This is a genomic window from Allonocardiopsis opalescens (assembly GCF_003002095.1).
GTDB lineage: Bacteria > Actinomycetota > Actinomycetes > Streptosporangiales > Streptosporangiaceae > Allonocardiopsis > Allonocardiopsis opalescens.
Map to the genome: position 1 here is coordinate 195,496 of NZ_PVZC01000010.1, position 26,495 is coordinate 221,990.

The window sequence follows — 26,495 nt, forward strand, 5'->3', positions numbered from 1 at the left end:
GCCCGTTAGGGCGCCGGTGCGCTCGGCGCTGCGGCCCGCATGGGGGTGCGGTTGCGGGCGAGCAGCCAGACCATGGCGGCGAAGGCGGCGACCTGCAGCGGCCAGCCCATCGCGATCTTGGCGGTGCCGAGCCAGCCGACCATGCCGCCCAGCCACAGCGGGTACTGCACCACGACCCGGATGACGCACGGCGCCACCAGCAGCCAGGTGAGGCGCGAGCACAGCCGCAGGATGGCGGGGTCGTCGCGCCAGCTGGTGAGGTCGCCGGTGACGGAGCCGATGAGCAGCCCGACCACCGGCCAGCGCGCCATGATCGTCAGGATCATCACGCCGGCGTAGACGGCGTTGTAGATGATGCCGGGCAGGAAGGCGTCCTCGGCCTCGCCGCTGCGCAGCGCGAAGACGGCCGCGATGGCGATGCCGAGCAGGCTGTTGAAGACGAACTGCAGCGAGGAGCGCTGGACCAGGCGGACGACGGCCAGCACCACCGCGGCGCCCACGCCCAGGCCCACGGCGAGCGGAACCTGCTGGGTGAGCAGGTAGCTGGCGGTGAACATGATGGTGGGAACGGCGCCTTCGAGCATGCCGCGCTTGCCGCCGAGCGCCTTGGAGAGCTGGCCGCGGATCACCGCCTCGACCGTGTCCTCGCCGACCACGGGCCGGGCGCGGGTCTCGGCCCCGGTCCCGGGTTCGGGGGGCGCCGCGCCGTCCGGGGCCTGCTGGGCCGCGGGTTCGGGCCCGTCGGCCGCGGTGCCGGTGGGCGGGCCGGTGGGCCGCTGCTGCTTGGTCATTGCGCTCCCGCACTGCACGGACTGTGGTGGTGGGGTCGCCCCCGGATGACGAGCCTATCTCGGCCCGGGCTTTCGGCAAGGCCGCGCGGCGGCACGGCGTGGCCGGCGCCGGGCGGGGGCGCGGCGGCGGGCGGGCACACTGGGGGGACGCGACCTGAGGAGTGACGGCTATGGCGCACGATGTTCACCCGGCCCAGGCGGCGTTCGCCGGCCGGCTGCACACCGCACTGGCCCCGGGGAGGGCCGGGCTGGTGTGGTCCCCGTACTCGGTGGCCTGCGCGCTGGGTCTGGTCGGGATCGGCGCGGCCGGGGCCACCCGCCGCGAGATCGCCGAGCTGGTCGCTCCCGGTCTGGACCTGGCGGAGCTGGCGGGGCTGCTGGGCCCGGCGGCGGAGCCGGCGGACGGGGACGGCGGGGCCTCGCGGCTGGACGCGGCGAACACGCTGTGGCTGCGCCCGGACTTCGCGGTGGCCGAGGGCTTCGCGGCCGCGCTGCGGGAGTGGCCGGGCGCCTCGGTGCGGCCCGCCGACTTCCAGCGCGATCCCGAGGGGGCGCGCCGCGCCGTCAACGCCCTGGTGGACGCGGTGACCTCCGGGCTCATCCCCCAGCTGGTGCGGCCCGGCGAGGTGAGCGCCGACACCCAGGCGGTGCTGGTGAACGCGCTGTACACCCGGGTGGCCTGGCGGTCGCCCTTCGACCCCGCCGACACGCGCCCGGCCCCGTTCCGGACCGCGGGCGGCAGCCGCGAGGTGGCGACCATGTGGCGGCGGGAGCGGCTGCGCCACGCCCGGCACGCCGGCTGGGAGCTGGTCACCCTGCCGGGGCTGGGCGGATTGGCGGTGGACCTGCTGCTGCCGCCGGAGGAGGACGCGGCGGCGGTGTTCGATCCGCGGGTGCTGGCCGGGCTGCACCGGGCGGCCTCGGGCACGGAGGTGGAGCTGTTCCTGCCGCGCTTCGCGGTGGGCTGGCGGGGTTCGCTGCTGGAGCCGCTGGCGGGCCTGGGGGTGCGCGAGGTCTTCAGCGACCGCGCCGAGCTGTCGGGGATCACCCCCAGCGCCGCGCTGAAGGTGGACGACGTGATCCACGAGGCGGTGCTGCGGGTGGACGAGACCGGGGCCGAGGGGGCGGCGGCCACCGCGGCGACCATGGTGCTGACCGCCGTGGTCGTGCCGCCGGAGCCGGTGGTGGTGCGCTTCGACCGCCCCTTCGCGGTGGTGGTGCGCAACCGGGGCGCGGTGCTGTTCCTGGCCCAGGTGGCCGATCCCGGCGACGGCTGAGCCCCGCGGGGCGGTGCGGCGGATCCCATCACTGCTCCTCTCCGGTGTCCGGGCGCCAGTCGTCGACCCGGCGGCGCAGGCCGTCCAGCCGCTGCCAGTGCTCGTCCACGGCGGTGCGGCCGGCCTCGGTGAGGCGCACCCAGGTCTGCGGGGTCTTGCCCTTGAACCGCTTGGTGATCTCCACCAGTCCGGCCGTCTCCAGCTTGCCGAGGTGGCTGGAGAGGTTGCCCTTGGACAGGCCGGTGATGCGCTGCAGGTACAGGAAGTCGGCGCTCTCGCAGGCCGACAGGGCGGTGGTGACGGCCAGCCGCGCGGGCTCGTGGATGAGCCGGTCGAGTGCGGCGAGTTCGTCGAACGGGGTGCTCACCGGGGGTCCGTTCTGTCGTCGTGTGCCGGGCGCAGGCTGCGGGCCAGCACCAGGTGGTCGAGCAGGCCGCCGACGACCAGGCCGGCGCCCGCGGTGGCGCTGAGGTAGTTCGCGCCCTCGGTAAGGGAGATCGCGAAGGGATGGGGTCCGCCCAGCCACCAGCCCAGCGGGAGCAGCGCGGCCAGGGCGATGACCGCGGCCATGGCGGGATAGTACGGCGCCATCCGCCAGCGCGGCCACGACACGACCAGGAACAGGGCGGCGATGACCAGGCCCTCGAAGCCGAACGGGCTGAGGACGCCGCCGAGGAGGTGGTGGGCGATGCCGAGCGCGGACCACGCGGCCACCGCGCCGACCAGCGTTCCGAGCGTCCACAGCAGCTGCACGCCGGGGCGGGAGGGCTGCCGCACCTGCCCGAAGCGGCCGCGGTAGTAGCGGCGCGCCAGCAGGCTGAGCGCCACGGCGATCGGCGCGCCGACGATCAGCGGCGCGAGGTCGCCGCCGCGGAAGAGGGCGTGGATGGCGAAGAGGGCGCCCCAGGGGACCAGGACGAGCCCTTGGAAGTCACGGAAGTGGGTGGTCAGTATCCGGGTACGGTCGAGTTCGCTCACGGGGGTGTTCGCGGGCATCGGAGCCCTCCTGTCGGTATGGCCAACTGATCGGTCAACACAGACCATACGTCATTGGCTACCGGTCTGCAATGCAAACCTGTTGGCCACGTCGTGCCACCGAATTCCCGCGTGCCGTGCACGGCGGACGAAAGACGGAAGGCGCGCGGGAGGACTCCCGCGCGCCCGGACGCCGGCGGCTCCCGCCGGCGCGAAGATCGCCTGTGCTCAGGCCCGCCTGGGCGGCTGCGCCGGCGGGCGGCCGTTGCCGGCCTGCTTCTGGGCCGCCTGCGCCTGCTGCGCCGCCTGCTGGGCGGCTTCGCGCAGCTGCGGGGGCATCCGCAGCTCCAGCGGCTCGCGCGGCGGCCTGGGGTCGTCGCCGCGCACCACCACGATGCCGCGGAACACCTCCTCCAGCCGCGCGCCCGCCTCGGCGTCCTGGGCGCCCTCGCCGCGGATCACCCCGCGCAGGAACCAGCGCGGGCCGTCGACCCCGAAGAAGCGGGCGGGCTGCTTGCCGGTGCGCCCCTCGGGACCCTGCACCGGCACCTGGGCGCGCAGCTCGGTGCCGAAGGGCCCCTCGGCCTCCTCGGCCTCGGCGCCCAACTGCTTGAGCTCGGCCGCCATCTCCTGGCGCACCTCGTCCCACAGCCCGCTGGACTTGGGGGCGGCGAAGGCGTTGGCCTGCAGGGTGGTGCGGCCGTGCAGCATCACCACCTCCAGGACGCGGCTCTGGCCGGTCTGCATCTTGAACTGCAGCTTGATGTCGGCACCGGTGGGGATCCGCAGCGCGCCGAGGTCGACCCGCTCGCGCTCGGGGAAGCCCTCCGACTCGTCCCACGGGCCTTCGGGGCGGTCCGGGGAGACGGGGCGGGGCGGCTCGGCCCTGAGCGCGTCGGCCTCCGCCGGTGCTTCCTTACGTCGGCGTCCGAACACGCCTCACGCTCCTTCTGGTCGGCCGGCCGCGCCGGCCCGCTGGTTGGCGGCCGGGGCCGCCGGCTCGGTGGAGGCCGCGTGGCCGCCGGTGGAGCCGAAGCCCCCGGCGCCCCTGGCCGAACCCGGGAGGACGGCGACCTCGTGGAAGACCGCGCGGGAGACCGGCTGCACGACGAGCTGGGCGATGCGGTCGCCGCGCCGGAACCGCACCGGGGCGGACGCGTCGGTGTTGAGCAGGGTCACCCGGATCTCGCCGCGGTACCCGGCGTCGACGGTGCCGGGCGCGTTCACGATCGTGACGCCGGAGCGGGCGGCCAGCCCGGAGCGCGGGTGGACGAAGGCGGCGTAGCCCTCGGGCAGCGCGATGGCCACCCCGGTGGGGACCGTGGCGCGCTCGCCGGGCGCCAGCTCGACGTCGGCTGCGGTGACGAGGTCCGCGCCGGCGTCTCCCGGGTGGGCGTACGCCGGGAGCGGCAGCTCGGGGTCGAGCCGCTGGATCAGGACGTCGACGGGGTTCACGGGCGTCACGAACCGTCAGCCTACCGGAGCCCGCCGCCGCCGGGAGCGACGCGCGGTGCGCGCGATGCCCACCGCTCGGCACACCGCTCCCGTTACAATCCGGTACGTCTCGTTTGATCCTTCTTCCGTCGCGGTCGACGCCCGCACGTCCGCACCGGCGGTGCTCCGTGCCCGACACCGGCCGGCACCGCCCCGAGCCCCTCGGAGCCCGCCGATGACCACGGAGCCGACCCCGCCCGCCGAAGCGCTGGCCGGCCGGTACCGCCTGGAGTCCCTGCTCGGCAGCGGCGGGATGGGGAGGGTCTGGCGGGGCATGGACGAGCTGCTGGACCGCGAGGTCGCCGTCAAGGAGCTGACCCTGCCGCCCGATCTCGGCGACGCCGAGCGCACCGAGCTGCGGGCGCGGATGCTGCGCGAGGCGCGCAGCGCCGCCCGGCTCAGCCATCCGTCGATCGTCACCGTCTACGACGTGGTGGAGGCCGACAACCGGCCGTGGATCATCATGGAGCTGGTGCGGGCCCGCTCGCTGGCGGAGGTGATCCGCTCCGAGGGGCCGCTGCCGCCCGCCCGGGTGGCCGCGCACGCCCGCCAGCTGCTGGCGGCGCTGTCGGTGGCGCACGCCCAGGGCGTGATCCACCGCGACATCAAGCCGGGCAACGTCCTGGTCACCGGCGACGACCGCCTGGTGCTGACCGACTTCGGCATCGCGCTGCTCGACGGCGACCCCACCCTCACCCGCACCGGCGTGCTGATCGGCTCCCCCGCCTACCTCGCGCCCGAGCAGGCGGCCGGGCGCGGAGCCAGCTCCGCCTCCGACCTGTGGTCGCTGGGCGCCACCCTGTTCGCCTCCCTGGAGGGCCACTCCCCCTTCCAGCGTCCCAACCCGGTCGCCACCCTCACCGCCATCGCCACCCAGGACGTCCCGCCCAGCCCGTCGGCGGGGCCGCTGCGGCCGCTGCTGGACGGCCTGCTGCGCAAGGCGCCCGAGGAGCGGCTGACGGTCGCGCAGGCCATGCGCCTGGTCGGCCCGGCCGCCGAGCCGCCCGCGCACGACACCCCGCGCCCCGCTCCCCCGCCGGAGCCCACCCGGCCGCTGGAGTCCGCGCCCGCGCCCGCGCTGACCGGCCCGACCACCCCCGCCGCCCCGGCGGTGCCGCCGCCCGGCCCCGGGCCGGCGGCCGGCCCGGCCTCGCGGCGGCCGGTGCTGGTGGTCGGCGCGGTCGCCGCCGTGCTGGCGGCCGTGCTGCTCGCAGGGGCGCTGTGGCTGGCCGGCCGGCCGGAGACGGGCGGACTGGAGGGCGCGGGGGCCGAGACCTCGGCCGGCCCGCCGTCGGCCTCGGACGGCACCGGCACCGCGCCCGCCGAGCCCAGCGGGCAGGAGTCGCCGACCGCCGCCGAGAGCCCCGCGGAGCCCGGGCCCTCCGACGGCCCGGCGCCGGGCATGGTCCGCCACGAGGACCCCACCGGCTTCTCGCTGGACGTGCCCGAGGGCTGGTCGGTCGACCGCAGCGGCAGCAGCGTCTTCTTCCGCGACCCCGAGGGGGGCTACCTCCAGGTCGACCAGACCACCACCCCGGCCGACAACGCCCGCGAGGACTGGGAGGCGCAGGAGCCGGCCATCTCGGGCAACTTCGGCGGCTACGAGCGGGTGTCGATCGAGGAGGTAGAGCGGCCCTCGCTGGAGCGCTACATCAGCGCCGCCGACTGGGAGTTCACCTTCGACGGGAGCGGCGGCCGCTACCGCGCCGTCAACCGCGCCTTCCACACCGAGGAGCGCGGCTACGCGCTGTTCATCACCGGACCGGAGGACGCCTGGCCGGAGCGGCGCGAGCTGCTGGACCGGATGACCGACTCCTTCCAGCCGGCCGGGTAGGCCCGGTGGTGTGGGTGCTCGCCGTCGACGGCCGGGCCGGCGCGGGCAAGACGACCCTGGCCGCCACCGTCGCCGCCGCGCTGGCCGCGGACGGCGAGCGGGTGGGCGTGCTGCACATGGACGACCTCTACCCGGGCTGGTCGGGGCTGGCCGCGGGCTCGGCGGCGCTGGCCGAGGAGGTGCTGGCGCCCCTTGCGGCCGGCAGGACGGCCCGGCCGCGCCGCTGGGACTGGGCGGCGGGGCGCCACACCGGGGTGCTCGAACTGCCGCCGGTGGACGTGCTCATCGTGGAGGGCGTCGGCTCGGGCGCCCGGGCGGGCGCCCGCCACCTGTCGGCGCTGCTGTGGCTGGAGGCGCCCGAGGAGGTGCGGCGGGCTCGCGCCCTGGGGCGCGACGGCGCGGTCTTCGCGCCGCACTGGGACGGCTGGGCCCGCCAGGAGGCCGACTACCTGGCGCGCGACGGCGTCCGCGAGCGTGCCGACGCCGTCGTGCGCACCGCCTGAGCGGCGGCCGGCCCTCGGGCCGACAGCCGCGCGCTAGTAGGAGTCGATGTAGTCGGTCTCCTGGCCGGGCGCCGGTCCGACATAGATGTGGATGCCGCTGCCGGAGTAGTCCTGGAAGGTGATGCTGCCGATCTGCGGGCAGCCCTCGTTCTCGCCGTCGGGGGTGGCGTCGGCCCGGTAGAGGTTTCCGTCGGCCTCGGCGACCTGGAGGGTCCAGGAGCATACGACGGACCCCCCGTCGAAGTCCATCGACAGGGAGCCGGAGGAGCCGCCGGGTTCGGTGCGCGCGCCCATGCCGCTGCCCTCCATACCGGCGACGGTGAAGGGCGCGTCGTCGAACCACATGCTGTCGTAGGACCGGGGGAAGGCCGAGGCCGGCCGCCCGCCCTGGAAGCCCGCACCGCCGTTGGCGTCGGCGTTGCTGGTCATGAACCACACGGCGACGCCGCCGATGACGGCGGCCACGAGCACGACGGCGCCGATCACCAGGCCGATGACCAGGCCCGCGCGGCTCTTCTTCCGCGGCGGGCCCTGGGGCGGCGGCCCGCCGAAGCCGCCCTGCGGGGGACCGCCGAAGGCTCCGGGCGGGGGCGGTCCGCCGAAGCCGCCCTGCTGCTGGACGCCCGGGTAGGGGCCGCTCGGCGGGTGGCCCGCGCCCTGCCGCCCGTAGGGATCACCCGGCTGCCCGCCCTGGGGAGGCTGCGGTGGGTAGGACATGCCGCTCCTCTCTGCTCAGCGCGCCCGCCCCGCGTCGCGCGGGGCGGGCGCACGCGGAGCGACGGCTACCACGAATCGATGTAGTCGGTCTCCTGGCCGGCGCTCGGCCCCACGTAGATGTGGATGCCGCGGCCGGAGTAGTCCTGGAAGGTGATGCTGCCGATCTGCGGGCAGCCCGCGCCGGCCGAGGTGGGGGTGGTGTCGGCCCGGTAGATGTCGCCGTTCACCTCGGCGAGCTGGAGGTTCCACTCGCACACGGTGCCGTTGGAGAGGGTGATCGAGAGGTCTCCGGTGGTGCCGCCCGGGTCGGTGTGCGCGGTCATGTCGGTGCCGGACATGCCGCCGACGGTGAACGGCGCGTCGTCGTACCAGACGCCGTCGTAGGACTCGGGGAAGGCGCTGGCGCTGCCGCCGCCCTGGAAGCCGGAGCCGCCGTTGTCGTCGCCGGAGTTCACCACGAAGACGATGACGCCGATCACGCCGACGACGGCGAGCACGATGGCGCCGATCACCAGGCCGATGACCAGGCCGCTCGCCCCGCCGCGCTGCGGCGGCGGGCCGTAGGGCGGCGGGGGCGGCGGGGCTCCGTAGCCCCCGCCGCCGCCGTACGGGTCGCCGCCGAAGCCGCCCTGCGGTCCGCCGAAGCCGCCGTACCCACCGCTCGGCTGCTGCCCTGCGGCGTAGGGGTCGTTGGGCGGATAGGGGTTGCTCCCCTGCCCGCCGTAGGGGTCGCCTCCCTGCCCGCCGTACGGGTCGCCGCCGTAGGGGGGCTGTGGTGGGTACGACATGTCATGCTCCTTCGTTCACCGCGGCCGGCCCGCCGGGGTGCGGGCGCCGCGGGGGCGGCTACCAGGATTCGATGTAGTCGGTCTCGTTGCCCGCGCTCGGCCCGACGTAGATGTCGATCCCGCGGCCACCGTAGTCCTCGAAGGTCACACTTCCGACATCCGGGCAGCCGCTGGGGTTGCCGGAGACGGGAGTCGCGTCGGCGCGGTGGACCTCGCCCTGCGCCTCGGCCCACACCAGTGTCCACTCGCAGGACTGGCCGGACAACTCCATGGTGATGTCGCCCCCGGTGCCGCCGGGTTCGGTGTGCGCCTCCATGTCGGTGCCGGGCTGGCCCTGCACCGTGAAGGGCGCGTCGTCGAACCAGACGCCGTCGTAGGACGAGGGGAAGCCCTGCCCCGAGCCGCCGCCGTCAGAGCCGGAGTCGGTCTCGGTGCCGCCGGCCGGCTCGGAGGTGGTGGTGTCGGTGGAAGGCTCGGTCGGCGCCTCGGCGGTGGGGTCGGGCACGCCGTAGGTGACGCTCTCCTCCAGGTCGTCCAGCGCCTCGGCGGCGGCCTGGTTGGCGGTGTAGCTCCACCACAGGAAGCCGGCCACGGAGACGCCGACGAGCAGCAGCACCACGCCGAGCACCAGGGTGATGATCAGGCCGGCCGAGCTCTTCTTGGGGGGCGGCGGCGGTGGCGGGGCCATGCCGTAGGGGCCGCTGGGTCCGTACTGCGGGCCGGTGCCGCCGTAGGGTCCGGGGGGTGGGTATGCCACGCGCTGCTCCTATTTGTCCCGCTTGTGCTGCCGTCTGTTCCGACGCGGTCCGCGCGTGGCGCGTTCCGCCGGAAGCATCACGGCCGGATCTCGCTCCCGGCACGGTCCGGGCGGGGCCCGGACCGTGCTCGGCGGCCGGGCGGGAGGGCCCAGCCCGGCCGTCAGTCCGCCAGCCGGACCTCGACGGCCAGTTCGGCGTCGTCGGAGCCGACCAGGTCGAGGGTGCGGATCCGGCCCGCCGCGGCGACGTCGCCGGCCGCCCTGCGGACCGCCTCGACCGACTTGCCGGTGACGACGACCCGCTCGACGTCGGCGCGCATCGACTGCTTCGCCTCGGACTTGGCCTTGCGGACGGCGCGCAGCACGGTGGAGGCGGCGCTGAGCACCGCGGGGTCGCCCGCCTGGGCGGCCGAGGCGAACTCCTCGGTGCGGGGCCAGGGCTGGGCGTGCACCGAGCCCTCCTGCCACCACGACCAGACCTCGTCGGTGACGAAGGGCAGCACCGGCGCGAACAGGCGGTGCAGCACCGACAGCGCGATCCGCAGCGCGGCCCGGGCGGAGCCGGCCGCGGGGTCGGAGTCGTAGGCGCGGGCCTTGACCAGCTCCAGGTAGTCGTCGCACAGCTCCCAGAAGAAGCGCTCGGTGCGCTCCAGGGCCCGGGTGTAGTCGTAGCCCTCCAGCGCGGCGGTGGCGTCGTCGACGACGCCGGCCAGCTCCGCCAGCATCGCCCGGTCGATCGGCTCGGTGACGGCCTCCGGGTCGGGGGCGGCGCCGCGCACCGCCTGCTCCTCGGGGACGACGGAGAGCGCGAACTTGCTGGCGTTGAGGATCTTGATGGCCAGCCGCCGGCCGACCTTCATCTGCCCGGTGTCGAAGGCGGTGTCGGTGCCGGGGCGGCCGCTGGCCGCCCAGTAGCGCACCGCGTCGGAGCCGTGCTCCTCCAGCAGCCCGATGGGGGTGACGACATTGCCCTTGGACTTCGACATCTTCTTGCGGTCGGGGTCCAGGATCCAGCCCGACAGGGCGGCGTTGCGCCAGGGCAGGGTGCCGTGCTCGAAGTGGGCGCGCACGATGGTGGAGAACAGCCAGGTGCGGATGATGTCGTGGCCCTGCGGGCGCAGGTCCATCGGGAAGACCCGGGCGAAGAGGTCGGGGTCGCGCTCCCAGCCGCCGGCGATCTGCGGGGACAGCGAGGAGGTCATCCAGGTGTCCATCACGTCGGGGTCGCCGGTGAAGCCGCCGGGGACGTCGCGCTGCTCGGCGCGGTAGCCCTCGGGGACGTCGGAGCTGGGGTCGACGGGCAGCGCGGACTCGTCGGGGGTGATGGGCCGGTCGTAGCGGGGCTCGCCGGCTTCGTCGAGCGGGTACCAGACGGGGAAGGGCACCCCGAAGAAGCGCTGCCTGCTGACCAGCCAGTCGCCGTTGAGGCCGCCGACCCAGTTGTCGTAGCGGGCCCGCATGTAGGGCGGGTGCCAGGTCAGCTCGGCGCCGCGCTCGACCAGGCGGGCCCGCAGCTCGTCGTCGCGGCCGCCGTTGCGGACGTACCACTGCCGGGTGGAGACGATCTCCAGCGGCTTGTCGCCCCGCTCGTAGAACTTCACCGGGTGGGTGATCGGCCGGAGCTCGCCGACCAGCTCGCCGGAGTCGCGCAGCATCGCGACGATGCGCTCCCTGGCGGTGTGGACGGTGGCGCCGGCCAGCTCGGCGTAGGCGGCGCGGCCGGACTCGGAGTCCAGGCCGCGCGGGGGGTCGGCCAGCACGCGGCCGTCGCGGCCGATGACCGTGCGGGTCTCCAGCCGCAGCTCGCGCCACCAGGTGACGTCGGTGAGGTCGCCGAAGGTGCAGATCATCGCGATGCCGGAGCCCTTGTCGGGCTCGGCCAGCGGGTGGGCCTTGACCGGGACCTCGACCCCGAAGATCGGGGTGCGGACGGTCTGCCCGAACAGCGCCTGGTAGCGCTCGTCGTCGGGGTGGGCGACCAGGGCGACGCAGGCGGGGATCAGCTCGGGGCGGGTGGTCTCGATGTGGACGGGCTCGCCGTCGGGCCGGTGGAAGGCGATGCGGTGGTAGGCGCCGGGCCGCTCGCGGTCCTCCAGCTCGGCCTGGGCGACGGCGGTGCGGTAGGTGACGTCCCACAGGGTGGGCGCCTCGGTGAGGTAGGCCTCGCCTCGGGCGAGGTTGCGCAGGAAGGCGCGCTGGGAGGCGGCGCGGGAGGCGGCGTCGATGGTGGCGTAGGTGTGCTTCCAGTCGACGGACAGGCCCAGGCGCCGCCAGGTGGCCTCGAAGGCCTTCTCGTCCTCGGCGGTGAGCCGCTCGCACAGCTCGATGAAGTTGCCGCGGCTGACCGGGACCTGGCGCGGATCACCCCCACGCTTGTGGGGCGCAGTCTGTGCGGGCGGCTCGAAGTCCGGATCATAGGGCAGCGAGGGGTCGCAGCGCACGCCGTAGTAGTTCTGCACCCGGCGCTCGGTGGGCAGGCCGTTGTCGTCCCAGCCCATCGGGTAGAACACCGCCTTGCCGCGCATGCGCTGGAAGCGCGCGACGGTGTCGGTGTGGGTGTAGGAGAAGACGTGGCCGACGTGCAGGGAGCCCGAGACGGTGGGCGGCGGGGTGTCGATGGAGAAGACCTCGGCCCGCTCGGCGGTGCGGTCGAAGGCGTAGGTGTCCTGCTCGTCCCATACCGCCGCCCATTTCTCCTCGAGGCCGTCGAGGGAGGGCTTGGCGGGCACGCTGAACGGGCGAGAACGGTTGGTCATGCCCCTAATGGTATTGCGCGCGGAGGCGCGCCCGGTGCGGTTTTCCGGCGCCTGGACGCGGGTCGGCGGCGGCGGAGGGGGCAGGCGTGGCAGGATCGGGCGGCAAGGAGGAACCAATGCGACAGAAGAACGCCGATCTGACCCTTCAGATAGCCGGCGGGCTGGCCGCGATCGCCGCGGGCTACGCGACCCGCAAACTGGTCACCGTGGTCTGGCGGAAGGCCGTGGGCAAGGAGCCCCCGTCCAACCCCGACTCACTGGAGATCGGGCTGGGCGAGGCCATCGGCTGGGCCGTGTTCACCGGTGTGGCCACCGAGGTGGGGCGGGTGCTGGCCATCCGGGCCACCGCCAGGGCGCTCGGGCGCGGCACCGAGGTGCTGCCCGACGCCGACGAACTGTAGGGCCCCCGCCCACCGCACCACCCGGCCGCCGCCACGGGCCTTTTGCGGCCCCGCGGCGGCCTGGTCGTGTCCGGGCCGGTTACCGGGCGCCGCCGTCCTCGATGGCGGCCGGGCCCCGGGGCAGCTCGCGAGGTGCGGGCACCGGTGCGGGCGGGGCGATGGCGATGCGGCGCAGGTCGGTGCGGACCGCCTTGCCGAGGCCGGTGGTGGCGGCGCGGTTGAGGCTGCCGCCCGCGATGGCCCCGGTCAGGTAGGGGCCGAGCGTGGTGAGATGGCGGCCGAGCACCCGCAGCAGGCGGTTGCGCAGCGCGGTCTTGGCGGCGGCGCCCAGCGCGACGCTGAGCGAGCCGGGCTGGCTGGGGTCGATGCCCCGGCGGTGCGCCCAGGACATCAGGTGGCGGCCGGTACGCTCCAGCGGCCCGCCCTGGGGGCGCACGCCGTAGACCTCGTTCAGCTCGCCCACGAGCTTGACCTCGATGGCGGCGACGACCAGGGTCTCGGCGACGATCTGGGCGGGGGCGGTGAGCAGCAGCGGCGGGGCGGTGAACTGCACGGCGGCCAGCGCGCCGCCGGCCGCGCCGACGGCGGTGGTGCCGTTGGCGGCGTTGCGGACCAGCGCGTCGGCCAGTTCCTCGCCGGAGAGTCCCTTGTGGTGGCGGCGCAGCGTCTCCAGGTCGCGGATCTGCAGGCGGGGCGCGACCTCGTTGGCGAAGACCTCGGTGAGCCAGCGGCCGCCGGCCAGGCTCCTGGCTCCGGCGCCGCGGGCGCTGGTGGCCAGCGCCTTGGCGAGGCGGGCGATCAGCCGGCCGCGGGTGGCGGTGCTGTCGCCTTCGGTCTCGGTGAGCCGCTGGACGAGTTCGCCGACCTCCTCGGCGGGCACGACCTCGCCGCTTGCGGCCTCGTCACCGCCGGGACGCTCGGCGGCGCCGTCGGGGCCCGCCGGGCCGGCGGGTTCGGGGTCAGGGGTGTCGGGGCCGCCGCGTGCGGGCTGGTCTGCGGGTTCCGGCCGCGCTGTCATGAACCTCTCCTCACGTCAGGCCGCTCCCCGCACTCGGTGCCGCCGTCCGGGCCGCGATCGGCGTCCCGGAGGGCGGCCGTCGCCGCGCGCGCCGCGACACCCCTCCCGTTTTCCTACTGATTAGTGATCGGCAATTCCCTGCGCTTCCCGCTATTTCCCCGTTGGTCCCATTCTGCCCGGGTGGTATCGGCGCCCTCAGGCGGCGCACTCCCGGCAGATCAGCTGCCCGCCGCGCTCTTCGGCGAGCTGGCTGCGGTGGTGCACCAGGAAACAGCGCGCGCAGGTGAACTCGTCGGCCTGCCGCGGCACCACCCGGAGGGACAGCTCCTCATTGGAGAGATCGTCCCCCGGCAACACCAGCGACTCGGCCGCCTCGTCGGGATCGACGTCGATCGCGCTCGCCGTCTTGTCGGTGCGGCGCGCCTGCAGTTCCTGCAGGCTGTCTTCGGCGAGATCGTCGTCGGTCTTGCGCGGGCTGTCGTAATCGGTGGCCATTCTGCTAGCTCCATCCCCCTCGGTCCATGCCTCCTCGCGCGGGTCTAACGCTCAGGAAGCCGTTTATGTGCCCGATCCAGGCGGGAAATTCTGTCACGGGACGGGCCGCCGCTCCGCCATCCGGCCGGTTCCGCTCGTGTCACGTGTGGTTCCCGCTCCGCCGCCGCCCGGGAACGCCGTGGGGCCTGGGGATACACCACGGCGGTGACCGGACCGCCACGCACGCGCGTACGGCCGACAAACCATTCGGCCGGGTTCGCGCCCGGGTGAGCATACCCACCAATCGGCATTGCCCTGCCCGGCTGCGTCATGTCGGCGAATACCCCCGCGTGTGGTGTTGCCCACTTTCGGACCGGGATGCCGCGCGGTTCGGCGGTGCGGGGGGTTCCGGGCCGCTCTTCGTGCGGGTGAACTCACCGTGAAAGCCGCGGTTCGGTGGTTTGGCCCAGCGCGGTCGGGGGGTAGACCGGTGAGGTTCCCTATCGGTGGTGGAAGGAGTGTGCATGGGCGAGTTCGCCGCCGAGGTGCGACTTCGGCTCAGCGAGGCGTACGCCTCCCTCGAGGCGGCCAGGGCAAATGGAGACCTGTATCTGGCCGAGGCGCGCACCTTGGACATCGAGGACCTGCGCCGCATCGCCTCGCGGCACGACATCGAGGTGCCGTGCACTCCGTGAGGTGAGGCCGCGGCGCGGCCGGAGCGTCAAGGGCCGTGCTCCGGCCGCACGGGTCCACCCGGGCCCCCTCCCGCGGGCCGCGGGAGGGGGCCTCAGGCGCGCTGTACCGGCGCGTCGGGCTCCAGCGGCGCCAGCAGCTCCGACAGCGCCTCGAAGAGGCCGGGCGGCGCCGCCAGCAGCGTCAGGTCCTCCCCCGGCTCCCCGCCGCCGACCCGCCCGAAGCGGGCGCCGGCCTCCGCGGCGATCAGCCCGGCGGCCGCCCAGTCCCAGTAGTGCGGGCCGCGCTCGTAGTAGGCGTCCACCCGTCCGACGGCCAGTGAGCACAGGTCGGCGGCGCACGAGCCGCCGCGCCGGATGTCGCGCACCCGCGACAGCACGCCGGTGAGCAGCCGAGCCTGGTGCGCCCGCAGCTCGGGCGCGTAGGCGAAGCCGGTGGCCACCAGCGCCTGGGGCAGCTCCGGCGCCGGGTTCACCGAGATCGGCTCGCCGTTGAGCCGGGCGCCGCCGCCGCGCACCGCGGTGAACAGCTCGGCGCGGCGCACCACGTTCACCGCGCCGGCCACCACCGCGCCGTCGACCTCCGCCGCGACGCTGACCGCCCACTCGGGCTGGTCGTAGAGGTAGTTGACGGTGCCGTCGATCGGGTCGATGATCCAGCGCACCCCGGAGCTGCCGGGCTCGGCGCTGCCCTCCTCGCCGAAGAAGCCGTCGCGGGGCCGCACCGCGCGGATCCGCTCGGTGATCAGCGCCTCGCTGGCCTTGTCCATCGCGGTGACCACGTCGGTCGGGCTGGACTTGGTCTCCAGCACGCTGACGCCGCCGGCCGCGCGCTCCCCGGCCAGCATCGCGCCGGCCTCGGCGGCCACCGCGGCCGCCAGGTCGAGCAGCTCCTGGGCGCCGGGCCGCTTCGGCCCGGCCGCTCCGGTGTCGGTACTCATGGTCTCCCCCGTTTCGTCGTCGGCCGCCGGTTACCCGCTCACACCAGGTCGGGGCGGTGCCAGTCGGCGCCGTTGACGTGGTGGTCCAGGAAGGCGAACACGGTCTGGTACCACACCTTGACGTTGCCGGGCCGCAGCACCCAGTGGCCTTCGTCGGGGTAGTACAGGAACTTCGCGTCGACGGCGTTGCTGACCAGGTCCCACCACAGCCGCAGGGCCTCGCCGATGGGCACCCGGTAGTCGCGGTCGCCGTGGATGACCAGCATCGGGGTGCTGATCTTGCCGGCGTGCAGGTGCGGGGAGTCGGCGAGGTAGCGCTCGGGTTCGGTGGCGGGGTCGCCGAACTGGCTCACCCAGAAGCCGGGGTGGTCGGTGGTGGGCCCGAACTGGTCCAGCGCCCACAGCGAGGCGTGGGTGACGATGGCGCGGAAGCGGTCGGTGTGGCCGGCCACCCAGTTGGCCATGTAGCCGCCGAAGGAGCCGCCCATCAGCGCGGTGCGCCCGGCGTCGATGTCGTCGCGGGCCACGGCGGCGTCGGTGGCCGCCATGATGTCGGCGTGGGTGCGCGGCCCCCAGCCCTTCCAGCCGCGCTCCACCATGCGGTGGCCGTAGCCGGTGGACAGCGCGGGGTCGGGCAGCAGCACGGCGTAGCCCCTGGCCGCCATCAGCCACGGGTTCCACCGCCAGGACCAGCCGTTCCAGCTCATGAACGGGCCGCCGTGCACCCACACCAGCAGCGGCGCGGGGGTCTGCTCGGCGCCCTCGGGCAGCACCAGCCAGGCGCGCACCCGGGTGCCGTCGTCGGCGGTGGTCTCGATCTCGGTGAGGGTGCCGGGCAGGTCGAGCTCGGGGGTGGGGCCGGGCAGCGGCGCGGGGCGGCCGTCGGTGGCGCCGGTGTCGATGCGGACCGGGGCGGGCGGGGCGTCGACGGCGTCGCGCAGCGCGTACAGGGCGCCGTCGGGGGCGACGGTGAGCGAGGAGTAGGCGCCGTGGTCGCCGGTGAGGCGGCGCAGCTCGCCGGTGGCGAGGTCGACGGCGAAGACGGGCCGGCGGCCGTTGTCGTCGGCGGCGAAGTACACGGCGGCGCCGTCGTGGGACCAGGCGTGCTCGCGCGGCCACAGCTCGTGCCCGGCGAGCAGGTCGCGGCTCTCGCCGGTGGCGGTGTCGAACAGCTGGAGGGTCAGCGTGCAGATGCGGTCCTGCTCGCCGTCGAAGTCCAGGACGCCGGCGATGTGGCGGCCGTCGGGCGAGAAGGCGGGCGCGTGGATGTGGTGGCGGGGCCGCGAGAACAGGGTGCGCCGCTCGCCGGTTGCGGTGTCGATGGCGACGAGTTCGACGTAGACGCCGCCGCGTCCGTCCTCGGCCTGCCAGCCGGCGACCACGGTGCGGCCGTCGGGGCTGATGTCGTAGCCGGACTCGTGGCGCAGGGCGCGGCCGGCGTCGGGGGTGAGGTCGCGGGGCGCGGAGGTCTCGCCGCCGGGGCCGGTCTCGGCCAGGAACAGGCGGGGCATGGAGTCGCCGAGGTCGTGGTCCCAGTAGCGCACGGGGTGGCTCTCGTGCAGGATCGCGGTGACGCCCGCCTCGGCGCGCGACTTGCGCCAGGCGCGCTCGGCGTCGGTGTCGCCGGAGCGGGGGTGCGCCGCGGAGGCGAACAGCACGGAGCCGGCCTCGCGGGCCACCACGATGCCCGACACTCCGCCGGGGGGCTCGGCCAGCCGCCTGGCCTCGCCGCCGCGGGCCGGCAGCTCCCACAGCGCGCTGCCCGCCGCGCCCTCGCCCGCCTCGTCGGGGCGGCGCTCGCTGTCGGCGCGCCCGGAGGCGAACAGCACGGAGCCGTCGGGGCGGAAGGCGGGGCCGCTCTCGCCCTTGGCCGAGTAGGTGAGCCGCCGGGCCGGGTGGCGGCCCTCGGGGTCGATCTCCCACAGCGAGGTGCGGTGGGAGGTGCGCTCGGGGGCGATGGTGGTGACGGTGGCCACCAGCCGGGTGCCGTCGGGTGAGACGGCGAGCCCGCCGATGCGCGGCAGCTCGACGAAGCGGTCCAGCTCGTGCAGGGGTCTACCCACGTGGGCTCCTTCTCAACGGGTGCCCGGACGCCTCGGCGGCGGCGGTTCCGGGCGGGTCTCGTGGGCTCCGGCGGCGCGCGTCGGCCGGCGTGCGCGCGGAGCCGTGCGCCCGGCTACCCGGCGGGGGCCGGTGCGCGCAGCGGGCAGCAGCCGTCGCGGCAGGGGGCGGGCAGCGCGGGCAGGGTGCCCAGGTGGGCGGGGACGGCGCCCCTGGCGCGGTCGGTGACGAGCTCGCGGACCATGGCGGCGAACCCGGGGTGGTGGCCGGGGGCGGCGGCGCGGGCGTAGCGCAGGCCGAGCTTCTCGGCGGCCTGGGCGGCCTCGACGTCGAGGTCGTACTTGATCTCCATGTGGTCGGAGACGAAGCCGATCGGCGACACCACCACGGCCCGCACGCCCTGTTCGCGCAGGGATTCGAGGTGGTCGCAGATGTCGGGCTCCAGCCAGGGCTGGCTGGGCGGGCCGCTGCGGCTCTGGTAGACGAGGTCGAACTCGCGGTGGCCCAGGCGCTCGGCCACCAGCCGGCCCACCTCTTCGAGCTGCGCGGCGTAGCCGCCGCCGGGGCCGCGGCGGTGCTCGGAGGGCCCGGAGACGCCCGCCATGGTGAGCGGGATGCTGTGCGCGGTGAACACCAGCCGGGCGCCGGCGGCGTCGGGGCCGAGCCGTTCGAGGGCGGCGCGGGTGGTGGCGGCGGCGGCCTCGACGAAGCCGGGATGGGTCGCGTAGGGCGGGATGACCTCGATCTCCGGCGCGCCGGGGCCGGCCTCGGCGCGTGCCCTGGCGACGTCGTCGTGGTACTGGCGGCAGCTGGAGTAGGAGCTGTACGCGGAGGTCAGGAAGGCGACGGCGCGGCGCACGCCGTCGGCGGCCATCTGCCGGACGGTGTCGGTGAGGTAGGGGTCCCAGTTGCGGTTGCCCCAGTACAGCGGCAGGTCCAGGCCGGCGGTGTCGAACTCGGCGCGCAGCGCGGCGAGCAGTTCGCGGCACTGCCGGTTGATCGGGCTGACGCCGTCGAACAGGTAGTAGTGCCTGCCCACCTCCACCAGCCGCTCGCGGGGGATCCCGCGGCCCGCGGTGACGTTCTCCAGGAAGGGCACCACGTCCTCGGTCCTCTCGGGACCGCCGAACGAGACGAGCAGGAAGGCGTCGAAGGACTGGTCGGACTGCATGACCCCATCCAACCAGGAGCCGGTACCGGGCGCGCACCGGGACGGCTAGGCTCCGCGCATGGCGGAGACCTGGCGCAACTGGGCCGGCAACCAGCGGGCGCGGCCGCGGCGGATCCTGGTCCCGCGCAGCGCCGAGGAGGTGGCGCGCGCGGTGGTGGCGGCGGCCGGCGACGGCCTGCGGGTGCGGGTGGCCGGGAGCGGGCACTCCTTCACCGGCGCGGCCGTCACCGACGGCGTGCTGCTGCGCTCCGAGGGGCTGTCGCGGGTGCGCTCGCTGGACGCCGCGCGGGGGCTGGTCACGGTGGAGGCGGGCTGCCGGCTGGACACCCTCAACGCCTACCTGGCCGGGCATGGCCTGGCGCTGGCCAATCTGGGCGACATCACCGCGCAGACGGCGGCCGGGGCGATCCAGACCGCCACCCACGGCACCGGCCGCACCGTGGGCGGCCTGGCCTCGCAGGTGCACGCGCTCGAACTGGTGCTGGCCGACGGCTCTGCGGCCGTGTGCTCGGCCGAGCGCGAGCCCGACCTGTTCCACGCCGCGCGGGTGGGCCTGGGGGCGCTGGGGGTGGTCACGGCGGTCACCTTCCGGGTGGTGCCCGCCTTCCTGCTGCGCGCGGTCGAGCGGGCGATGCCGCTGGACGAGGTGCTCGACCGGCTGGACGAGCTGCACGGCGGCAACGACCACTTCGAGTTCTTCTGGTTCCCGCACACCGGCGCCGCGCTGACCAAGCGCAACAACCGGGTCGAGGGGCCGGCGGCGCCGCTGCGGCCGCTGCGGGCCTGGTTCGACGACGAATTCCTCGGCAACTCCGTCTACGACCTGATGAACCGGCTGGGCAGGCGCGTTCCGGCCGCCACTCCCCTGCTCAACCGCTGCGCGGCCGGCGCGCTGGGCGCGCGCGACTACACCGACGCCTCCGCCCGGGTGTTCACCACGCCGCGGCGGTTCAGGTTCGTGGAGATGGAGTACGCGATCCCGCGCGCGCAGGCGGCCGGGGCGCTGCGCGCGGTGCGGGCGCTGGTGGAGCGCGGGCCGTACCGCACCACCATGCCGCTGGAGGTCCGCTTCACCCCGGCCGACGACGCCTGGCTGGCCACCTCCCACGGCCGCGACACCGCCTATGTCGCGGCGCACGTGTACCGCGGCGCCCCCTACCGGGGGTACTTCGGCGCCCTGGAGGAGGTGTTCACCGGGCTGGGCGGGCGGCCGCACTGGGGGAAGCTGCACACCCTCGACGCCGGCCGGCTGCGCACCGTGTACCCGCGCTTCGACGACTTCGTCGGGCTGCGCGACCGGCTGGACCCCGGGCGCCGCTTCGGCAACGCCTACCTGGAGCGGGTGCTGGGGTCCTAGAGCGGGGCGGTCAGCCGGCCGGGGCGGCGTCCTCCCCGGCGGCGCCGTCGTCCGCGGGCGGGTCCTCGGGCGGCTCCGGTTCGGCGGGCGGGGCGGTGGGCTCCACCGGCGGGGCGGTGGTGTCGGCGGGCGGCGCGGGCTGCGAGGGCTCGGGCTCGGGAGGCGCCGTGCCGGTGCCCGGCTCCCCGGTGGGCTCGGGCGGCGCGGTGTCGGCGGGCCCCGGGGGGTCCGTGGTGTCGGCGGTCGGCTCGGCGGGGCCGGGGTCCTCGGTGGGAGCGGTGGTGCCGAGCTCACCGCCCCACAGCGAGGTGCCGTGGCCGGGCTCGCCGCGGACCGTTCCGGCCAGCGGGCGGCCGGTCGCCGACTCCACCAGGACGATCACGGCCATGGCGCCGATGAAGACGACGGCGGCCCCGGCCAGCAGGCTGCGGGCGTGCCGCCGCCAGAACGATGCGGAAGGGGCGGCGGGGTCCTCGTCGGCGGCCAGTTCGGCGCCCTCGCCCGGGCGCTCCGGGTCCTCGGGGCCGGGCGGGGCGGGCTCGGCGGAGACGGCGGTGAACGCGGCCGTGGCGGCCGGGGTGCCCTGGCGGGAGGCCCGGCGGGCCTGGGCCGCCAGCTCCCTGGCGCGGCGGCCGCCCTGCTTGAGGTAGTGCTCGTAGACGGCGCCGCCCGCGGTGCTCAGCACGCTCATCACGGCCGCGCCCGCGATGGTGCCGTAGACGCCGAGGTAGGAGGCCGCGACGGCCGCCGTCAGTGTGGCCAGCCCTCCCCCGACGATCTGCGCTGCGCTCAGCTCGATGCGCCGCCCGCTCATCCGGTGCCCGCTCCTTCCGCCGCCCGCGCGCCGGTGCGCGCCGTGTCCGATACATCCCGCATCGACCAACTCCGCGGACGGCTCGCGATGTTCCGGTAACGGGAAGGCGTTAGACACGTCACCATCGGGTAACACCGGCGTGTCGGCCGCCGCCGGGGCGGGGCCGGTTCCGGCCGGGGCGGCCCGATCGCGGCCGGACACGGCCCGGACGACCGCTACCGGCAGCGCGGACCGCGCCGAGATGGCAGGATGTCCCTGATCGGCCGACCGCCCGACTGATCCCCGTGCCGCTCGGCGGCCGGCGCGGGGCGGGCCGTGCCGCCACCGAGCAGACCTCCGCCGCCCGACCGGACGCGCGAGAATCCGTGGACTCTGGCAGGAGCCGGCAAGGAACGGGCAAAGTTGGGACATGCCGGGCGGGGTGCTGGCCGCCGTGGGGGGCGGGCTGCACACTCGGACCCTGGGACAGTCTCATGGCTATCCGGCCCCGACGGGACGCGGAAGGATCAGGGATGCAGGAGCTGCGCCTCGTCGCGGTGAGCGAAGACGGCACCTATGTGGTGCTGGCGAGCGCCGGACGTGGCACCCGCTTCACCCTTCCGATCGACGAGCGCCTGCGCGCCGCGGTGCGGGGCCAGTTCTCCCGCCTCGGCCAGTACGAGATCGAAGTGGAGAGTCCGTTGCGACCGAAGGAGATCCAGGCCAGGATTCGCGCGGGCGAGACCGCCGAGCAGATCGCCGAGATCTCCGGCCTGCCGATCGAGCGCGTCCGCTGGTTCGAGGGCCCGGTGCTGCAGGAGCGCCAGTACATCGCCCAGCAGGCGCAGCGCGCCGCCGTGCGCCGCGCGGGCGACGACGGCCCGGGGCCGAGCCTGGGCGACATGGTCACCGAGCGGCTGGGCCGGCGCCGGATCGATCCCGAGGAGGCCCAGTGGGACTCCTGGAAGCTCGAGGACGGCACCTGGTCGGTGCGGATCACCTACCTGTCCGACGGCGCCGAGTCCAGCGGCACCTGGGTCTTCGACCCTCGGCGCCGCCACGTCACCCCGATGGACGACGAGGCGCTGCGGCTGTCCACCGACGACTACCGCGAGCCCGAGCCCAGCCCGGCCAATGTCACCCCGTTCGTGCCCCGCCTGCAGCAGGCGCGCTCCGCCGACCCCGGCCCCCGGCCGGCCGCCGAGCCGCCCCGCGGCTTCGCCCGGCCCGCGCCGCTCGGCCAGCCGGGCCGGCCCGAGGCCGCGCCCCCGCAGGGCGAGCCCGCGCGCCGGCCCGACCCGCTGCCCGACCGCCCGGCCGCGCAGGCGCCGCCCTGGGGCGAGCAGCCGCGCGCCGACCGCCGGCCGCCGCAGCCGGGCCCCTGGGACGAGCAGCCCCCGTCCGTCCACCCCGTCCAGCCGGGCGAGCGCCCCGCCGCCTGGGCCGAGCCGCAGCGGCCGCCCGCGCCCTGGACCCAGCAGCCCGGCCCCGACCGGGCGGGCCCCTGGACGCAGCGGCCCGAGGACACCCGCCCGGCCGAGCGGCCGCCTGGGCCCTACGCGCCGACGGGCCCCTACGCCGGCGCTCCGGCGCCGGCGGCCGACCCCTTCGCCGGAACGCCGGCACCCGATACGACCGCGAGCGGCCGTCCTGCGCCGGGCGGCTCGGAGGCCCGGCGGGCCGCCGAGCAGGCGGGCCCGCTCGGTGACCCGGCGGACCGGTCCGAGGCGGCCGCGGCGCCGGGCGGGGCCGCCACGCCCTTCGGCGAACCGGCGGCCCCGCCCGGCGGTGCGGAGGAGGCGGTGACGCCCTCCGCCGCCGCGCCTGAGGCGGCGGCCGTGTCCGCCGGTGCCGACGACGCGGATGCTCCGGCCAGATCGGCGGCCGCTCCGGCCGCGACCGAGGCGGCGTCCGCGACCGAGGAGGCGGCGGACGGCGCGGCCGACTCCGCCGCGCCGGAAGCGCGCACCGAGGAACCGGCCGCCGAGGCGGCGGGCCGGCCCGCCGCGGAGCAGAAGCCGGCCCGCGCGGCCGCCCAGCGCGCGCCGGACCGCCCGGCCAGGAAGACCCCGGCCAAGGCGCCGGCCCGCGAGCAGCAGCCCGCCGACGAGCCCGCGGCCGAGGAGGCCCGGCCCGCCGCGTCGGGCGACACCCCGGCCCCGGCCGCCGCCCGGCGCGGCCGCAAGTCCGCCCGCAACCGCCGCGCCTCGGTCCCGTCCTGGGACGAGATCATGTTCGGGGCCAAGAAGGAGACCTGAGCCCCGCGCACACGTCCGGCGCGCCCGGCCGTCCCGCTCGGCCGCCCGGCGGCGTGCGCCGGGTTCAGCGCTGCCGGCGCAGGGTCCACAGCAGCCAGTTGGAGACTCCCGCGCAGGTGGCGACGTCCCAGCCCTGGGCGCCCAGGTGGGAGAGCAGCGCGACGACCTGGTCGTGGCCGCCCGGCAGGATCCGCTCGTCGCCGCCGGGCAGGTTCACCTGGATCGACGACTCCGTCCAGATCCACTCGAGGGTGGCGAACTCGTAGCCGGGCACGGAGGCACCTCCTCGTCGTCGGCGGACGGGCACATGGGGAGTATTCCGCGCGGGCGGCTCGCTCGTGCCCGTTTCGCGCAATGGGCCGGGTTCGTCCGGGCCCGCCGTCAGGCCTTCGGCCCGCCCGCCGCCTCGCCGGAAGGGACCGCGAAGGGCGCGAACAGCTCGGGGGCGATCCGCGAGCCGAAGACCGCGGCGTCGTCGGCGGCCATGTCGGTGGCGTCGTGGGCGCCGCCGCCCGCGCCCACCGCGACGGTGAGCGTGGCCAGGCCGACGCGGCGCTGGAACAGGGTCTGGCTGATGCGGCAGCCGATCACGGCATCGCGCTCCAGCACCACCTGGCGGCGGTCCAGCGAGCCCGAGCGGACGCTGAGCCGCTCGCCGTCGAAGCCGTGGCCGAGCGCCCGGTAGCGGTCGAGTCCGAGCGGGACCGCCAGCAGGACCAGCGCCGCCACCGCCGCCGCCAGGTAAACGTGGAGGAGTGCGGCGGCCGCCGCGACCGCCAGCACGGGCACCACCGCGCGGAACAGCCGCCGCACGCGCGCGGCCGGCGGGTGCGCGGTGAGCCCGCCCCGGTAGGGGGCGACGGCCAGCCCGGCGATCTCCTCGACCCTGGCGCGCGGCGCGATCGGCAGCAGCTGCGCCCGGGTCGCGCTGCCGCCCAGCCCGGTGACGACGGCGCGCAGCCGCGCCACCTTGAACAGCCGCTCCATCGGGTTGTCGCGGTACTCGAAGCCGCGGATGCGGCGCTGCTCCAGGGTCACGCTGCGGCGGGTGAACAGCCCCTCGCTGGTGACGAGCGCGTCGCCCCGGCGGCGCAGGCTGAAGTTCCAGTGCGCGGCGGCGTAGGTGACCACGGCGGACACCGGCATGAGGACGGCCAGCGCGGCCGCGGCGCCGGCCAGGACCAGCGGCAGCTGCCGCTCGTAGGAGCGGGTCGCCTCGACGATCTGGTCGGGGTCGAGGCCCAGGCTGTCGAAGTTCTGGCCGACGATGCCGAGGAGGCTGCCGATCACCGCGAACGGCGCCAGCAGGTAGCCGAGGCTGAGCGGGGCGTAGAAGTACCAGCGCGGCTCGATCCGCTGGTAGACGGTCTCGGGCGGCTCCGGCTCGGGTGCGTCCAGTGCCTGCCCGGGGGCGTCCTCGGCGGGCGCCGCCTCCGCCGGTCCGGCGCCCGCCCCGGCCGGGGCGCCCACGAGCTGGGCGCGGCGGCGCAGCAGTTCGACCCGCAGCCGCTCGGCGTCCGCGACGGAGACGGCGTCGAGCGAGCCCTCCTCGCTGGTCGAGCCGCCGGCCGCCGCCTCGACCTTGACCACGGCCAGTCCGAACGCGCGGTGGATCAGGTTCGAGGTCACGTCGACGCCGCGGATCCGGTCCAGCGGGATCCGGCGCGTGGACCGCCCGATCAGGCCCTGGTGGATCTCCAGGCGGTCGGGGAAGACCTGGTACCGGAAGGTGAACCAGCGCACCCACCCGAAGGCGATGGTGCCGCCGATGCCGGCCGCCGCCGCGGCGATGCTCCACCACTCGCCGCCGCCGAAGAACAGCAGCACCACCAGCGGCACCGCCAGCGACCCGAGCCGTCTGAGCGGGCTGGTGAAGACCGTGCGCACGCTGAGCCGCCGGCCCGGCACCTCCTCGGCCGGGGCACCGGCGGGGTCCGCCGGCGCGTCCGGAAGCTCCGGCTCCGCGCCGCCGGGCTCGTCGGGTCCGCCGTAGGCGGGCGGCTCGGAGCCCGTACCGTCCGCCGCGCTCCCCCGGGCCCCGTCGGGGGCGTCGGTTTCGCCGGAACCGGGCCGTTCCCGGCCGTCGGCGGCCCCGGCCCGCCCGCCGTCCCGCGTGTCGCCGCCCATCGCCCCCGCCTCGCCCCAGAGTGCAGCCGTGCCCGCCGGTCTCGACCCTAGCGCGGGCCCGGCGGTCCGCCGTGATCGCCACCGGCGGGCGCGGCCGGTTCGACCGCGCTCGGTGATTCGGCACGGCCGGAGCGTGACGCCCGGGAGAGGATGGTGCCGCGGCGCCGCGGAGGCGGTGCCGCGGACCGAGCGAGTGGGGCGGGCGATGACGGGGGACGCGCGGGCGGGCGGCTACGACACCGTCCGGTACTGGCGGGACCGCCTGGCGGACGCGCTGGAGCCCGGCGGCGGCAGCCTCCAGGCGGTCGGGCTGGCCGACGCCTCGGGCGTCATCGAGGCGGCGCCGGCCCCGGCCGGCGCGGGGACCGGCGGCGGACCCGTGTGGGTGCGCGCGGTCTGGGGCCCGGAGGCCGAGCGGCTGCTGCCGCGCACCCGCGCCGAGTCGGCCGCGGTGGTGGCCGCGCTGGACGGCCAGGCCGAGGAGATCCGCGTCGGCGACCGCGACTACACGCTGACGGGGCGCATCGAGGACCCCGGCAACGCGGGCGAGGACCTCGTCATCGCCTCCGACCCCGCGCCCCGGCGGCTGTACCTGGCCCGGCTGGCCGGACGGCGCATCGTGATCGGGGTCTCCGTCGAGGGACTGGCCGATCCGCTGACCGGCCTCATCGACTTCGGCCGCGCCGCCTCGGCCGTCACCGGGGCCTGAGCGCGCGGCGGCCGTCTCAGGTGGCGTCGTCGCCGGCCCGGCCGGCCCGGGTGGCGAGGTCCTCGGCCAGGCGGGTGGCCTCGGGCTCGTCGAGGCCGGAGATGGTGGAGGAGCCCGCGTGGGAGGCGGTCTTCATCTCCACGGTCGCGAGCCGGAAGAGGCGGTCCAGCCAGCCCTGGGTGCGGTCGACGGTCTGCATGCGGTTGATCGGGACGAGCTGCCAGTGGCGCGTCAGGCCGCCGGTGCGGGTGTAGACGATGTCGGCGCTGACCTCCCAGCGGTGCACCCGGTAGCGCACCCACGGCACGACCAGGATGTCGACGGCCGCCCACAGCCCCGCGGCGGCCGGCAGCCACCAGATGTTGTCGATGACGGCGACCGGTAGCCATCCCCAGCGCTGCGTGCTGATCCAGAAGGCGAGCCCGCTGCTGAGGCCGATGACGAAGACGGCGCCGATGGCGCCTTCCACCGCCCATTTTCCGATCGCCCTGCGCGAAACGCGTTGCGCGGGTTCGCGTAGCCGAAATGGCGTGGTGGTCACAGCGGTCGAGTGTACTGGTGTACGGCGCGTAGGCCGGATGCCGGACGCCTGTCAGCCGGA

Annotated in this window: 26 protein-coding genes; 8 read left to right on the forward strand and 18 right to left on the reverse strand. The window is 75.9% G+C overall.

The annotated features are described in order from the left end of the window. Positions 1 to 5 precede the first annotated feature (5 nt). Complete coding sequence (locus CLV72_RS28575; RefSeq protein WP_106252657.1) at positions 6 to 791, reverse strand: DUF3159 domain-containing protein; 786 nt, start codon at positions 789 to 791, stop codon at positions 6 to 8. A 170-nt stretch (positions 792 to 961) separates the two neighbouring features. Here CLV72_RS28575 and CLV72_RS28580 point away from each other — a divergent pair, with 170 nt between their 5' ends. Next, positions 962 to 2,068 carry a serpin family protein gene (locus tag CLV72_RS28580; protein WP_106252659.1) on the forward strand — a complete coding sequence of 369 codons (1,107 nt, stop codon included), beginning with the start codon at positions 962 to 964 and terminating at the stop codon, positions 2,066 to 2,068. Positions 2,069 to 2,096: 28 nt separating this feature from the next. On the opposite strand, the gene CLV72_RS28585 is transcribed toward CLV72_RS28580, so the two are convergent. From CLV72_RS28585 to dut, 4 genes are all read right to left on the reverse strand, one after another. Then, on the reverse strand, positions 2,097 to 2,435 hold the full coding sequence (locus tag CLV72_RS28585; protein ID WP_106252662.1) for a winged helix-turn-helix domain-containing protein: 339 nt from the start codon (positions 2,433 to 2,435) through the stop codon (positions 2,097 to 2,099). Further along, complete coding sequence (locus CLV72_RS28590) at positions 2,432 to 3,064, reverse strand: hypothetical protein (RefSeq protein WP_106252664.1); 633 nt, start codon at positions 3,062 to 3,064, stop codon at positions 2,432 to 2,434. The genes CLV72_RS28585 and CLV72_RS28590 overlap by 4 nt, the downstream gene beginning before the upstream one ends. A 207-nt stretch (positions 3,065 to 3,271) precedes the next feature. Next, positions 3,272 to 3,979, reverse strand: coding sequence for a DUF3710 domain-containing protein (locus CLV72_RS28595; protein ID WP_106252667.1), 708 nt, complete (start codon positions 3,977 to 3,979; stop codon positions 3,272 to 3,274). 3 nt (positions 3,980 to 3,982) lie between these two features. Further along, positions 3,983 to 4,507, reverse strand: a complete 525-nt coding sequence (gene dut / locus CLV72_RS28600) for a dUTP diphosphatase (RefSeq protein ID WP_106252670.1) — start codon at positions 4,505 to 4,507, stop codon at positions 3,983 to 3,985. 205 nt (positions 4,508 to 4,712) lie between these two features. Here dut and CLV72_RS28605 point away from each other — a divergent pair, with 205 nt between their 5' ends. Beyond that, the gene (locus tag CLV72_RS28605) at positions 4,713 to 6,371 is read left to right on the forward strand and encodes a serine/threonine-protein kinase (RefSeq protein ID WP_106252672.1); all 1,659 of its coding nucleotides are present in this window, start codon (positions 4,713 to 4,715) and stop codon (positions 6,369 to 6,371) included. A 5-nt stretch (positions 6,372 to 6,376) separates the two neighbouring features. Continuing rightward, positions 6,377 to 6,874 carry a nucleoside/nucleotide kinase family protein gene (locus CLV72_RS28610; protein WP_106252675.1) on the forward strand — a complete coding sequence of 166 codons (498 nt, stop codon included), beginning with the start codon at positions 6,377 to 6,379 and terminating at the stop codon, positions 6,872 to 6,874. 33 nt (positions 6,875 to 6,907) lie between these two features. Here CLV72_RS28610 and CLV72_RS28615 read toward each other — a convergent pair whose 3' ends face one another. The 4 genes from CLV72_RS28615 to valS form a co-directional block, all read right to left on the reverse strand. After that, positions 6,908 to 7,591, reverse strand: a complete 684-nt coding sequence (locus tag CLV72_RS28615; RefSeq protein ID WP_106252678.1) for a hypothetical protein — start codon at positions 7,589 to 7,591, stop codon at positions 6,908 to 6,910. A gap of 65 nt (positions 7,592 to 7,656) precedes the next feature. Further along, positions 7,657 to 8,379: a hypothetical protein gene (locus tag CLV72_RS28620; RefSeq protein WP_106252680.1), complete on the reverse strand. Its 723-nt coding sequence runs from the start codon at positions 8,377 to 8,379 to the stop codon at positions 7,657 to 7,659. A 58-nt stretch (positions 8,380 to 8,437) separates the two neighbouring features. After that, positions 8,438 to 9,136 carry a hypothetical protein gene (locus CLV72_RS28625; protein WP_106252683.1) on the reverse strand — a complete coding sequence of 233 codons (699 nt, stop codon included), beginning with the start codon at positions 9,134 to 9,136 and terminating at the stop codon, positions 8,438 to 8,440. Between the two features lie 161 nt (positions 9,137 to 9,297). Next, on the reverse strand, positions 9,298 to 11,892 hold the full coding sequence (gene valS, locus CLV72_RS28630; RefSeq protein ID WP_106252686.1) for a valine--tRNA ligase: 2,595 nt from the start codon (positions 11,890 to 11,892) through the stop codon (positions 9,298 to 9,300). Positions 11,893 to 12,008: 116 nt separating this feature from the next. On the opposite strand from valS, the gene CLV72_RS28635 reads away from it, so the two are divergent. After that, complete coding sequence (locus CLV72_RS28635) at positions 12,009 to 12,293, forward strand: DUF4235 domain-containing protein (protein WP_106252689.1); 285 nt, start codon at positions 12,009 to 12,011, stop codon at positions 12,291 to 12,293. Positions 12,294 to 12,372: 79 nt separating this feature from the next. Here CLV72_RS28635 and CLV72_RS28640 read toward each other — a convergent pair whose 3' ends face one another. After that, a complete protein-coding gene (locus CLV72_RS28640) occupies positions 12,373 to 13,311 on the reverse strand; it encodes a hypothetical protein (RefSeq protein ID WP_245930500.1) in 939 nt (312 codons plus the stop codon). A gap of 195 nt (positions 13,312 to 13,506) precedes the next feature. Next, positions 13,507 to 13,806, reverse strand: a complete 300-nt coding sequence (locus tag CLV72_RS28645) for a DUF4193 domain-containing protein (RefSeq protein WP_106252693.1) — start codon at positions 13,804 to 13,806, stop codon at positions 13,507 to 13,509. A 503-nt stretch (positions 13,807 to 14,309) separates the two neighbouring features. Here CLV72_RS28645 and CLV72_RS32495 point away from each other — a divergent pair. Continuing rightward, positions 14,310 to 14,480 (forward strand): hypothetical protein, encoded by a 171-nt coding sequence (locus CLV72_RS32495; protein WP_170141158.1) that lies wholly within the window; start codon positions 14,310 to 14,312, stop codon positions 14,478 to 14,480. Positions 14,481 to 14,572: 92 nt separating this feature from the next. Here the strand turns inward: CLV72_RS32495 and CLV72_RS28650 are convergent, their stop codons facing one another. From CLV72_RS28650 to CLV72_RS28660, 3 genes are all read right to left on the reverse strand, one after another. Beyond that, positions 14,573 to 15,418 (reverse strand): inositol monophosphatase family protein, encoded by an 846-nt coding sequence (locus CLV72_RS28650; protein ID WP_106252695.1) that lies wholly within the window; start codon positions 15,416 to 15,418, stop codon positions 14,573 to 14,575. A 38-nt stretch (positions 15,419 to 15,456) separates the two neighbouring features. Next, positions 15,457 to 17,481, reverse strand: a complete 2,025-nt coding sequence (locus CLV72_RS28655) for a S9 family peptidase (RefSeq protein WP_106252697.1) — start codon at positions 17,479 to 17,481, stop codon at positions 15,457 to 15,459. Positions 17,482 to 17,594: 113 nt separating this feature from the next. Further along, a complete protein-coding gene (locus CLV72_RS28660) occupies positions 17,595 to 18,650 on the reverse strand; it encodes a ferrochelatase (RefSeq protein ID WP_106252699.1) in 1,056 nt (351 codons plus the stop codon). 58 nt (positions 18,651 to 18,708) lie between these two features. Between CLV72_RS28660 and CLV72_RS28665 the strand changes: the two genes are divergently transcribed. Continuing rightward, positions 18,709 to 20,007 carry a D-arabinono-1,4-lactone oxidase gene (locus CLV72_RS28665; protein ID WP_106252701.1) on the forward strand — a complete coding sequence of 433 codons (1,299 nt, stop codon included), beginning with the start codon at positions 18,709 to 18,711 and terminating at the stop codon, positions 20,005 to 20,007. A gap of 10 nt (positions 20,008 to 20,017) precedes the next feature. Here the strand turns inward: CLV72_RS28665 and CLV72_RS28670 are convergent, their stop codons facing one another. Continuing rightward, positions 20,018 to 20,821: a hypothetical protein gene (locus tag CLV72_RS28670; RefSeq protein WP_106252703.1), complete on the reverse strand. Its 804-nt coding sequence runs from the start codon at positions 20,819 to 20,821 to the stop codon at positions 20,018 to 20,020. Between the two features lie 512 nt (positions 20,822 to 21,333). Between CLV72_RS28670 and sepH the strand changes: the two genes are divergently transcribed. Further along, entirely contained in the window at positions 21,334 to 23,058 is a 1,725-nt protein-coding gene (gene sepH, locus CLV72_RS28675; protein ID WP_106252705.1) for a septation protein SepH, read from the forward strand. 64 nt (positions 23,059 to 23,122) lie between these two features. Here the strand turns inward: sepH and CLV72_RS28680 are convergent, their stop codons facing one another. Beyond that, on the reverse strand, positions 23,123 to 23,332 hold the full coding sequence (locus tag CLV72_RS28680; protein WP_245930501.1) for a hypothetical protein: 210 nt from the start codon (positions 23,330 to 23,332) through the stop codon (positions 23,123 to 23,125). A 107-nt stretch (positions 23,333 to 23,439) separates the two neighbouring features. Next, positions 23,440 to 25,185, reverse strand: coding sequence for a PH domain-containing protein (locus CLV72_RS28685; RefSeq protein WP_106252711.1), 1,746 nt, complete (start codon positions 25,183 to 25,185; stop codon positions 23,440 to 23,442). Between the two features lie 205 nt (positions 25,186 to 25,390). On the opposite strand from CLV72_RS28685, the gene CLV72_RS32500 reads away from it, so the two are divergent. Then, entirely contained in the window at positions 25,391 to 25,894 is a 504-nt protein-coding gene (locus tag CLV72_RS32500) for a hypothetical protein (protein WP_106252713.1), read from the forward strand. 16 nt (positions 25,895 to 25,910) lie between these two features. Here CLV72_RS32500 and CLV72_RS28695 read toward each other — a convergent pair whose 3' ends face one another. Then, positions 25,911 to 26,363, reverse strand: a complete 453-nt coding sequence (locus tag CLV72_RS28695) for a PH domain-containing protein (protein ID WP_245930502.1) — start codon at positions 26,361 to 26,363, stop codon at positions 25,911 to 25,913. Positions 26,364 to 26,495: the final 132 nt, after the last annotated feature.